The 10,995-nt window shown below is 73.7% G+C and carries 8 protein-coding genes; 3 read left to right on the top strand and 5 right to left on the bottom strand.

Annotated elements, in window-relative coordinates; genetic code table 11:
• Nucleotides 1-210: 210 nt before the first annotated feature.
• Entirely contained in the window at nt 211-1,713 is a 1,503-nt protein-coding gene (locus AB0I82_RS27330) for an MFS transporter (protein WP_363260027.1), read from the top strand.
• Nucleotides 1,714-1,725: 12 nt separating this feature from the next.
• On the opposite strand, the gene AB0I82_RS27325 is transcribed toward AB0I82_RS27330, so the two are convergent.
• The 4 genes from AB0I82_RS27325 to AB0I82_RS27310 all read right to left on the bottom strand — a co-directional run bounded on the left by AB0I82_RS27325 (nt 1,726) and on the right by AB0I82_RS27310 (nt 7,880).
• Entirely contained in the window at nt 1,726-2,925 is a 1,200-nt protein-coding gene (locus AB0I82_RS27325) for a cellulose-binding protein (protein ID WP_363259973.1), read from the bottom strand.
• A gap of 174 nt (nt 2,926-3,099) precedes the next feature.
• Nucleotides 3,100-4,092, bottom strand: a complete 993-nt coding sequence (locus AB0I82_RS27320) for an LCP family protein (protein ID WP_363259972.1) — start codon at nt 4,090-4,092, stop codon at nt 3,100-3,102.
• A gap of 170 nt (nt 4,093-4,262) precedes the next feature.
• Nucleotides 4,263-6,896 carry an SUKH-4 family immunity protein gene (locus tag AB0I82_RS27315; RefSeq protein WP_363259971.1) on the bottom strand — a complete coding sequence of 878 codons (2,634 nt, stop codon included), beginning with the start codon at nt 6,894-6,896 and terminating at the stop codon, nt 4,263-4,265.
• Nucleotides 6,897-6,902: 6 nt separating this feature from the next.
• Complete coding sequence (locus tag AB0I82_RS27310) at nt 6,903-7,880, bottom strand: SMI1/KNR4 family protein (protein WP_363259970.1); 978 nt, start codon at nt 7,878-7,880, stop codon at nt 6,903-6,905.
• Nucleotides 7,881-8,198: 318 nt separating this feature from the next.
• Between AB0I82_RS27310 and AB0I82_RS27305 the strand changes: the two genes are divergently transcribed.
• Both AB0I82_RS27305 and AB0I82_RS27300 read left to right on the top strand, forming a co-directional pair.
• The gene (locus AB0I82_RS27305) at nt 8,199-8,771 is read left to right on the top strand and encodes a YwqJ-related putative deaminase (protein ID WP_363259969.1); all 573 of its coding nucleotides are present in this window, start codon (nt 8,199-8,201) and stop codon (nt 8,769-8,771) included.
• 8 nt (nt 8,772-8,779) lie between these two features.
• Nucleotides 8,780-9,301, top strand: coding sequence for an SUKH-3 domain-containing protein (locus tag AB0I82_RS27300; RefSeq protein WP_363259968.1), 522 nt, complete (start codon nt 8,780-8,782; stop codon nt 9,299-9,301).
• A gap of 113 nt (nt 9,302-9,414) precedes the next feature.
• On the opposite strand, the gene AB0I82_RS27295 is transcribed toward AB0I82_RS27300, so the two are convergent.
• Nucleotides 9,415-10,893: a histidine kinase gene (locus AB0I82_RS27295; RefSeq protein WP_363259967.1), complete on the bottom strand. Its 1,479-nt coding sequence runs from the start codon at nt 10,891-10,893 to the stop codon at nt 9,415-9,417.
• Nucleotides 10,894-10,995: the final 102 nt, after the last annotated feature.

Below are 10,995 nucleotides of genomic sequence, written 5' to 3'. Positions count from 1 at the left end.
GCATTCCGGCCGCGCGTGGAATGGTGTCCCGTACACGGATACGGCGGAGGGGGCACGGTGAGCGGCACCGGCGGACGGACGGAACCGGAGCGGACGGCAGGCGCCGCACCACAGGCACCGGAGGCGCCGGAAGCACCGCAGGCGCCCGGGGCCGCGCCCGCGGCCGCCGCGGCTCCGGCCACCCGTCGCGGCCCCGTCGTCGCCGCCCTCATGCTCGGCATGGCGCTGGCCGCCCTGGACTCCACGATCATCGCCACCGCCGTCCCGCAGATCGTCGGCGACCTCGGCGGCTTCTCGGTCTTCTCCTGGCTCTTCTCCGGCTACCTCCTGGCCGTCACCGTCACCCTGCCCGTGTACGGCAAGCTCTCCGACACCTTCGGCCGCAAGCCCGTCCTCGTCGCCGGCATCGTGATCTTCCTCGTCGGCTCGCTGCTGTGCGCGGGCGCCTGGAACATGGCCTCGCTGATCGCCTTCCGCATCCTGCAGGGCCTCGGCGGCGGCGCCCTCCAGGGCACCGTGCAGACCATCGCCGCCGACCTGTACCCCATGAAGGAGCGGCCGCGCATACAGGCGAAGCTCTCCACCGTCTGGGCCACCTCCTCCGTGGCCGGGCCCGCGCTCGGCGGCCTGCTCGCGGCGTACGCGGACTGGCGCTGGATCTTCCTCGTCAACCTGCCGGTCGGCGCGCTCGCCCTCTGGCTCGTCCTGCGCCACTTCTTTGAGGACCGCGCGCACCGCTCCCGTACGACCCGTCCGGTCATCGACTGGCCCGGCGCGCTGGCCATCTTCGCCTGCGGCGGGCTGCTGCTGACCGCGCTCGTCCAGGGCGGCGTGGCCTGGCCCTGGTTGTCCGCACCCTCGCTGCTCCTCTTGGGCGGCAGCGCCCTGTGCGCGGCCGCCACCGTACTGATCGAACGCCGCGCCGCAGAACCGATCATCCCCGGCTGGGTCTGGCGCCGCCGCACCATCTCCACCGTCAACCTCGCGCTCGGCGCCCTCGGGCTGCTGATGGTCGCCCCGACCGTCTTCCTGCCCACCTACGCGCAGGCCGTACTGGGCCTCGGCCCCATCGCGGCCGGCTTCGTGCTGTCCACCATGACCATGAGCTGGCCGGTGGCGGCCGCGCTCAGCAGCCACGTCTACAACCGCTTCGGCATCCGCACCTGCGCGCTCCTCGGCATCGGCGCGGCCACGCTCGTACTGCTGGCCTTCCCGCAGCTGCCCTACCCCGGTGCGGCGTGGCAACCGGCCCTGCTGATGCTCGCGCTGGGCGCCACCCTCGGGCTGTTCCAGCTGCCGCTGATCATCGGAGTGCAGTCCTCCATCGGATACGCCGAACGGGGCACCGCCACCGCCTCGATCCTCTTCTGCCGCCAGGTCGGCCAGTCCGTCGGGGCCGCGCTCTTCGGGGCCGTCGCCAACGCCACCCTGGCCGGGCGGCTGGCCGACGCGCCCGCCGGCATCCGCGCCGGGCTGCCGGACGACCTGGACGCCGTCTCCCGCGCGCTGGAGCACGCCGGCACGCTCAGCGCGCAGGCCGCCGACTACCTGCGGCGCGCCGTGGACACCACGGTCGAGCACGTCTACTACGGCGCTGCCCTCGCCGGGCTGCTCGCCCTGGCCGCGCTGCTCTTCGCCCCGCGCCGCTTCCCCGTCCACGCGGACGCGCGGGGCGAGGGGGAGGCCGCGCCCGCTCCCGCCGAGAAGGACTGAGGCGGGCGGCGCTCAGCTCTCCGTACGCGGCAGCTCGGTCTCCAGCGTGTCTTCCTCATCGGGGTCCACACCACGCTTGGCGGGGGCCTCTTCGGGGGCGGGCGCGGCTTCGTAGGCGGGCACCGCTTCTGGGGCGGGCGCCTCTTCGTACGCAGCGTTGGCGCCGCCTTCGTACGCAGCGGTCGCGCCGCCTTCGTACGCAGCGGTCGCGCCGCCTTCATACGCAGCGCTCGCGGCCTCTTCGTACCCGGCGCCCGGGGCCTCTTCGTACGGCGCGTCCCGATGCTCTTCGTACGGCGCGTCGGTGTGCCCCCGTACGCCGTCCCCGGCGGCGGGCTCCTGTTCGTACCCCTGCACGTGCTCCTGCTCGTGCTCCTGCTCGTGTTCCTGGTCCGCCGCGTCCGGGTCCTTGCCCATGAGGGTGGCCAGGCTGCTGCGTACGTGGGCCATGTGGGAGCGCAGTTCCTCGCGGCGCTCCTCGTGTTCGCGCAGGACGCGTTCCGTGGCGCGTTCGACGCGGGCCGCCTCCGCCTCGCCCTCCGCGATCAGTTCGGCGGCGCGGGCCGCGGCCTCCTCATCGATGTGCCGCGCGGACTCCTCCATCCTGGCGTAGTGGCGCTGCACCTCCGCGATGCGCTCCTCGCCGCGCTCCTCCATGTCCGAGATCCGCTGCTGTATGGCCAGCTCGCGCTCGGCCAGCTCCTGTTCGGCCGCCGCCCACTGTTCGGCCAGGCTCTTCTCCTGGTCCTCCAGGACCTCCGCGGTGCGCCGGCGCATCTCGCGGAGCCGCTCTTCCGCCTCCTGGCGCGCCTCCTCGGCGGCTCTGGCGGCCTCCTCGACCATCGTCCGCGCCTCGGCCTCCGCGGCCTCCTCGGCACGTACAGCGGCGTCCTCGGCGTCCTGACACAGCTTCAGCGCGTACGCGTCGGCGGCGTCGCCCTGCTCCCGCCCGTAGTCCGCCGCCTCCTCCCGGAGTCGTTCGGCGTCCGCCGCCGCTTCGGTGCGCAGCCGGTCCGCCTCGGACTCCACCGTGGTCAGGATCAGCCGGGCCTGCTCGCCCAGGGATTCGTACGTCTGGGGCGGCATATGGGCGAGGTACTCGCGCAGCCGCTCCAGCTCGGCGGTCATCTCGTTGGCCAGCACGGTGAGACGGGCCGCCCGTTCCCAGCAGGAGTCGCGGTCCAGGGAGAGCCCTTCGACTCTGCGGTCCACGTCCGCCGGACGGTAACCACGCCCTCGTACGACCTCGAATCCGTGAGGCGACACCGATGCACTCATCCCTCAAAGCCCCTCTCCGACAGTGACGTGGTCCGGCGCACATCTTTGTTGATTGTTCCGAAGCGCCCATAACGCGACACTCCGCACCTATCACTGCCCAAGGATGCGTTACTTTTCAGCAGAAGTCGGAATCGGCTCGTCGGTACGCAGGGCACGGAACAATCGCCGCGCCCGCTCCGCGTCCCACACGAGTACGTCGCCCGCGCCGGCGACCACCGTCCCCGGGCCGGTGACCGGCACCGTCGTGGCCGTCCCGGAGCCGTTCGCCACCTGCTTCATCGACAGTCCCATCTGCGTCAGGTCCACCACGCCGGTGCGGCCGTCCACGCGCACCGCCGCCAGCGCCGCGTCCAGCGCGGGCACCGTCCGGAACGGGTTCAGCAGCGTCCCGGGGCCGAGCATCTTCTCCGACACCGCGCTGATCAGCTGCCGCTGACGCTGCACCCGTCCCAGATCGCCCTTCGGATCGCTGTAACGGGCCCGTACGTAGGCCAGCGCCTGCGTGCCGTTCATCTGCGAGCAGCCCGCCGGGAAGTCGGCGCCGGACTTCTCGTCCTTCAGGGGCGCGTCCAGGCACAGCCGTACTCCGCCCAGCGCGTCCACCACCCGTACCAAGCCGATGAAATCGACCTCGGCGTAGTGGTCCACGCGCAGGCCCGTCGCCTGTTCGACGGTGCGCGAGAGCAGCTTCGGGCCGCCCAGCCCGTACGCGGCGTTGATCTTGTTCTTGCCGTGTCCCGGCACCGCGACATAACTGTCCCGCGGCAGGCTCACCAGATACGGGCCGCTGTCCCCGTAGTGCAGCAGCATCACCGTGTCCGTGTTGCGCACCGCATCATGGCCCACATGCAGCTCCTGCTGCTGGCGTGCGGTCAGATCACGCCGACTGTCGGAGCCCACCAGAAGCCAGTTCGTGCCCTTGCCCGCGGCCGGCCGGTCCGAGTAGCCGCTGAGTGCGTCCATCTGGCGCAGCTGCCCGCCCGCCCAGAAGAACAGCGCGGCCGCCAGCGCCAGGGCCAGCAGCACCAGCACGGTCACCAGGAGCGCGATCCGCCGCGGCCAGGACCGCGACGGTGGGGACGGCGAGGACGGTGGGGCCATACCGGAATGATCGTGGCGCCCGACCCGCCTCGCAGGTCGAGCGCCACGTATGACACACCGTCACGGCCGTACGGGCGACAGCGCGCTCAGCGCCGCCGCCCCACCGCTGCAGAAGGCCGCCCCCAGCTACAGGAGGGCCGTCCCCCGGCTACAGGAGGGCCGTCCCCCGGCTACAGAAGGCCGTCCCACATCTGTTCCAGGAGGACCGACCACCAGGTCTCCGGCGAGCCGAGCGCCGCCGGGTCCAGGGCCGCCAGCTGCACCTGGAAGTCGGTGGTCCAGCGGCCCGCCTGCTCCGGGGTCAGCCCGTACCGCAGTCGCCACATCCGGCCCAGCATCGCCATGCAGCGCACGAACTCCGGCAGCCCGGTGTTCACGAACTGCGGCGTCGCCGCCTGCCCACCGGGGCCGGCCTCCAGCGGCACCGCCACGATGTGCGCCGTGCCGTACTGCACACACAGCTGACGGCCGAAGTCCGAGCCCATGACCAGGTACGAGCCCGCGTCCGGAGCCGGCTGCACGCCCCGCTCCTGGGCCAGCTCCGCCAGCGTCGGCACCGGCCGGCCCGGCTGCGCCTGCCCCCAGAAGAACGGGCCGAAATCGACCGGTACACCGGCCCAGACCAGGGTCTGCCCCACCACGTCGGGCACGCCCTGCCGGGAGACGGCGCGCTGGTCGAAGCGGAAGACGCCCTGCGGCCCGAACGCCTGCTCAAGCTCCTGCCCGATCGTCTGCGGCGGGACCGGCGGCGCGAGCTGTATCTGCGACGGGTGCGGCAGCGGCACGCGCACCGGCGCCGGACGGGCGGGCCCGTCCGCCACCTGGTGCAGCTCGCCCTGATGCTCCACCAGATGCCGTACGCCCTGCTGCCGCGAGGCGTGGTCGTGGCCGTACGCGGCGGTGTGGCTGATCCGCACCTGCGGCCAGGTCTCCCGGATCATCCGGGCGCAGTAACCGCCCGGCAGATCGCAGGACTCCAGCTCGGTGTGGAGCTCCAGCACCTGCTGCGGCGGCACGTTGAGCCCGCGCAGCTCGTGCAGGATCTGCCACTCCGGATGCGGCGTACCGGGCGCCGAACGCCGGATGATCTGCTGCTCGGACCCGTCGTGCGCGCGGTAACGCAGCACGGCCATGTACCCGGGACCGACGGTCGGCTGACCGGTCGGCGGCGCCTGCGGGTATCCGTACGCCGGAGGCGGCCCAGCAGGAGCGGCCGGGGCACCGGGCTGACCCACAGGAGCGGCGGGAGGCTGCATACCGGGGGCAGCGGGGGGCTGCATACCGGGAGCGGCCGGGGGCTGCGCACCAGGGGCGGGGGGAGGCGCCATACCGGGGGCGGCGGGAGGCTGCATACCGGGGGCAGCGGGCGGCGGCGTACCGGGGGCAGCAGGAGGCTGCACACCAGGGGCGGCCGGAGGCTGCGCACCGGGGCCTGCGGGCGGCGGCGTACCGGGGCCCGCGAGCATCGTCGCCGCGGCGTGCACGCCACCACCGGGGGTGCCGGGAGCGCCCGGCGGCGGGGTGGCCGGGGCGCCGGGCGGCGGCGGAGGCGTACCGGGGCCGGCGGCGCCGGGCACACCGGGCGGGGACGGGGGCGGCGGCCCGTCGCCGGCGCTCTTCGCCGCACCGGCGTTGCCGGGCAGCGACGAGCCGTCGGCCAGCATCGTGGCAGCCGCGTGCACGCCACCAGCGGGCGTACCGGGAGCACCGGGAGTACCCGGCGCACCGGGGGCCGGCGGAGGGCCGGGCGGCGCGGGCTGCGAGCCCTCGGCCGCGTCCGGCGCGCCGGACGCGCCGGACGGGCCGGTGGCGTCGGGGTCCTCCAGCTGGGAGACCATCTGCGTCGGTACGTAACCACCGCCTCCCGGCGCACCGGACGGCGCGGGCGGCGGCGTACCAGGTGCGGCGGGCGGCGGCGTACTGGGAGCAGCGGGTGGCGGAGGCGGCGTACCGGGCGCAGCGGCCGCCCCCGGAGGCGGCGGCAGGTGCGTGACCGCCGGGCCCGACGGCGGCGGCAGGTCCGAGAGCTTGGGAGCGGCTACGGGAGCGGCGGCACTCGGCTCCTCGATGGCCGGCTCGACCGCCGTGGGCGGCAGCCGGCTGCCCCCCTGGAGCAGCTCGGTCTTGGCATCCGGCCGCACCGCACCCGCGTCCTCGATGTCCAGCGGCGGCGCGAACACTGTCGCGGGCAGCCCCACCGACCGGTCGTCACCGTCGTCGTCCGCGGTGATGTCCGTGCCCTCCCAGGAGGGGGCGGCGGAAGTACTGGGAGACGTACCGGCGGCGGGAGTGACAGCCGCCGGGGCCTCGTCGACGGCAGGCGACTCCGCCACCGGCTGCGGCTCCGGCGCGGCGGCAGGCGTCTCCGCCACCGGCTCCGGCTCGGGCGCAGCGGCAGGCGCGCCAGGAGCCGACGCCCCCCGCTCCGGAATGCCGATCGCGTCCGCCGCCTCCTGCAGCCACTCCGGCGGCGTCAGCAGGAACGACGTCTGCTCCAGATCGATCCGCTGCCGCGGCACCTCCGGCGCGGGCGCCGCCTCCGGCACCCCGCCGTACTCCTCCTCGTACCGCCGGATCACCTCACCCACCGGCAGCCCCGGCCACAGCGTCGTCTCCCCGCTGTCCCGGGCGATCACCAGCCGCTGCCGGCCACCGCCGACCGCCGGCCCGCCCTCGCGGTCCTCCGCCCAGGCCACAAAGCCCAGCTCGAACTCCCGTACCTTCACCTCACGCTGCTGGTACGCCGGCACCTCACCGTTGACCCAGCGCTCCGCGCGCTCCTGCGCCTGCGCGAACGTCACCATCGCGCCTCACCCCTCCACCGGAACGGCGCGCGCGAAGCCACCGTCCACCATCAGGTTCGCCACGGTCTCCAGCTCCGGCGGATTGCCCGCGAGCCGCTCCAGGAACTCATCGAAGTCCCCGCCGCACGGCAACAGCAGCCGCTCCACCCGCTCCTGGACCGACCAGCCGTCCCGGTCCCGCGCGTCGTCGTACGCGCAGAACCACACCGACCCCGTCGCGTCCCCGCGCACCTTCACCGCGATCACACCGCCCTGGACGAACCCGACGCCCAGGTAGTCCTTCGTGAAGTGGTCCCGCAGACACTTGTTCACGTACACCAGGTCGTTCACGGCCGCATCGTCCCGCACCGTGAAGAACGGCTGGTCCACCAGCAGCCCCAGCTCCGCATCGAGCGCCGCGCCTACGGGTGCGCAGCCGCCCGCCGCCTTCAGGAACGCCCGGTACGCGCCCGGCAGCCGGTACCCCAGCGCCTCCTCGGCCTGCAGTACCGCGTCCTCCGGCACCGACACATCACGGTGCGGCAGCCCGAAGTGCGTCGGCCGCGTCTCCTGCAACGGCCGCGTCCCGCGCTTCTCGTGGTCCACCGCCGCCGTCGCCAGCCCGCCGTGGTGCCGCAGCAGCGCCTTCACCTCGACCGGCACCAGTTCCATGCGCCGCGTGCCCGCCACGTGGTGCCACGTCCAGCCGTGCGGCGTCGCCACCGACGGCACGTCCTCCCACAGCTCGTGGTCCGCCGCGTGCAGGGCGGCGTTGGCCGACACGAAGTCCGTCAGCCGCAGCTCGTCGACCCCGAAACCCTCCGGCGGCTCGGCGATCTCCGCCGCCGCCCGCGCATACGGAGAAAAGTCCGGAAAACCCGAACCGTCCACCCGTACACCCCGCGGAAAGCGCGCGGCCCGGACCGGGTCCGGGAAATGCACGACCTGCCCGGCGTAGGCCGTGTTCGGTGGCGCGGCGCTCTGCCCGAGCCGACCTGTCGTCATGGCGGTTGCCCCCTGGCTGGAACTGGCTACTGCCGCACAGCCTAAGCGCTACGGCAACCACCGCACCCGCCCCCGCCCGCCCCCGCAGACCGTCCACCGGCCACCCGTCGAGCCCCTTTTCGGGACGGTCACACCCGCACCACCACACCCTCGTACATCCGTGCCACCACACCCCCGACCGGCCGACTGTCACAGACCTGCGACAAGGACCGGCACCGACCCGTGACACCCACTGGGCATGCCCGACTTCCGCAACACCCAGCGCGTTTGGCAGGCTGACCCCCGCAGACGGGGGGATGCAGGGAGGGAAAGCACCGCATGAGCACCACCGCACAGTCCGCCGCACGGACCGCCACAGTCGCCGGCGCAGGCAGCGCCGAACAAGGCGCGCCGTCATCCGCGCACCCCGCAGGCGACCCACGGATCGGCTGGAGCGCCACCGCCGACAACGACGGGCCGCCCACACTCCGGCACCGCCGCGACGGCATCCTCCCCACCGTCGCCGCCGCCCTCTCCGTCCGCGGCACAACCCTCACCTGCACCGCGAGCAAGTCCGAACAGCCCCCCGCGCTCCACCCCCTCGTCCAGGACTTCCTGGACACCCTCAGCACCGCACAGCGCGAACGCTTCACCGGCCGCTGCCCCGAAGCCGTCCTGCTCTCCCGGCACCTCACCGCCGTCGAAGCGAACCGCTCCAAACGCCAGTCCAAAAAACCGCTCACCAACGGCGAAGCCCGCCGCTCCCTGAAACACTCCAAACTCACCGCCCGCCACATCCGCGAGGACGGCGACCCCCAGCACGGCCACTACGCCGCGCCCTGCCGCTCCTGCGACGCCCTCCTGGCCTTCTTCGGCGTCATGCCCGTCGGCCTCTCCGCGGCAGGGAGCTGAACCGCACCATGACCCCACCCACCACCGCGTACGACCGCGCCGCCGGTGCCACCACCCGCTTCCCCGTCGCCGTCGACGCCGCCCTGCACGAAGCCGGCTGGCAGCCCGGCCACTGGGACATCAAGCAGGCCGAACGCTGGGCCGACGCGCTCCGCGAATACGCCTCCCCCGGCGGCCACCGGCACACCGTCTTCCCCGCCGCCGTCGAAGCCTGGGCCGAATTCGGCGCCCTCCGCATCAACGCGCCCGGACCCGGCCGGCACATCGCCCCCACGCCCTTCGAGATCGACCCGCTGTACGGCATCCACCTCGCCCGCACCCTCGGCGACCTCGGCCGCGCCCTGGACACCCACGTCGCACCGCTCGGCCGCGAAGCCGACAGCCAGGCCACCCTCGCCATCGACGCCGAAGGCCGCGTCTACAGCCTCGACCACACCGGCGACTGGTACCTCGGCCGCGACATCGACCAGGCCTTCGCCACGCTCGTACTGGGCACCCGGCCGACCCGGCTTACGGTCGGCACGGCCTGACGGTCGTCTCGGTACGGCACGGCGGTCGGTACGGGCTGACGCGACGCGCACCCCCGGCGGGGCGGACCCCGCGCCCCGTCCCGCCAGGCCCTGACGCTCCACCGCGGCAGGGCCTACCGCTCCACCCCGTCCGGCAGCACCGCCGACACCCGGAAGCCGCCCGCCTCCGTCGGCCCCGAAACGAACACACCACCCAGCCCATTGACCCGCTCCCGCATCCCCACCAGGCCGTTCCCCCCACTCGGCAGCCCCGCATCCGCCGCCCCGCGCTCCGACGGACCGTTCTCCACCTGCACCGCGACCTCCCCCTCGCGATGCGCCAACCGCACCCGCACCCGCGCCCCCGGCGCATGCTTGTGCACGTTCGTCAACGCCTCCTGCACCACACGGAACACCGCCTGCTCCACCCCCGACCCGTACGCCCGCACCTCCCCCTCCACGGACAGCTCCACCACCGCGCCCGCAGCGCACGACTGCTCCACCAGCCCCGCCACGTCCGCCAGCGACGGCCCCTCCCCCTCGGCCTCCGAACGCCCCGCCGCCGGACCACCACGCGCAGCACGCGCCCGCACCGCCCCCGGCGCGCCCTCCACCAATACGTCCCCGCCCGCCAGTACGTCCCCGGCCGCGGCCGCCCCCGTCACAGGCCCGGCGGACTCCGCCACCTGCGACGCCTGCGACGTCCTGGACAGCTTCGACGCCACCGCCACCAGCCGCTCCGGCTCGTCCGACACCGTCACCGACGCCCCCGCGCCCTCCCCCGTACGCAGCACCCCCAACATCTCCCGCAGCTCCGTCAACGCCTGCCGGCCCATGTCCCCCACCAGACCCGCGTTCCGCGACGCCTTCTCCGGATCCTTCAACGCCACCGCCTGCAACGCCGCCGCATGCACCACCATCAGACTCACCCGGTGCGCCACCACGTCGTGCATCTCCCGCGCGATCCGCGTCCGCTCCTCGTTACGCGCCCACTCCGCACGCTCCTCCGCGCGCTCCGCGAGCAGCATCAGCTCCCGCTCCAGGCCGTCGTTACGCTCCCGCAGGCTCTCCACGAGCCGCCGCCGCGCCCCCACGTACAGCCCCAGCAGCACCGGCGGCGCCGTCAGCACCAGACCCAGCGCCATCGACACCAGCGGCACGAACCACCACGGCGGATCGAAGTCCTCCTGCGACGCCACGTCCTGCTGCATCTTCAAGATCGTGGTGATCAGCGTGCCGATGACGGACATCCCCGCCAGCAACACCGTGAACCGCCGCGGCACGTCCGACGCCGCCAACGTGTACAGGCCCACGATCCCCAGCAGCGCGCCCAGCTCCGCGGGCGTCACCGCGATCGACACCAGCACGACGACAATCGGCCACTTGCGGCGCAGCAGCAGCACCGGGCCGACCAGCACCCCGAGCACGATCCCCACCGCCACCGGCAGCCGGGACTCCTCCGCGAACTGGATCCCCTCCAGCACGCACTCCACCGCCGAAGCGACAGCCAGACACACATCCAACGCGGCGCTGCGGCGGCTCTCCCACCACCATGGCCCGCCACCCGGCGCACCCCTGACGCCCCCGGCGTCCCTTACCCCCGTCGCGGTCATACCGCCCACCCTACGGGCGCCCGCCCCCGATTTCCGGCCACGCCCACCACCACGTAGCCCGTCCGTTACGGACCAGTACCTACGCCTTTCCCTCGAACCAGC

Source organism: Streptomyces sp. NPDC050315 (assembly GCF_040655775.1).
Taxonomy (GTDB): domain Bacteria; phylum Actinomycetota; class Actinomycetes; order Streptomycetales; family Streptomycetaceae; genus Streptomyces.
This window is presented reverse-complemented; position numbering and strand designations above follow the sequence as displayed.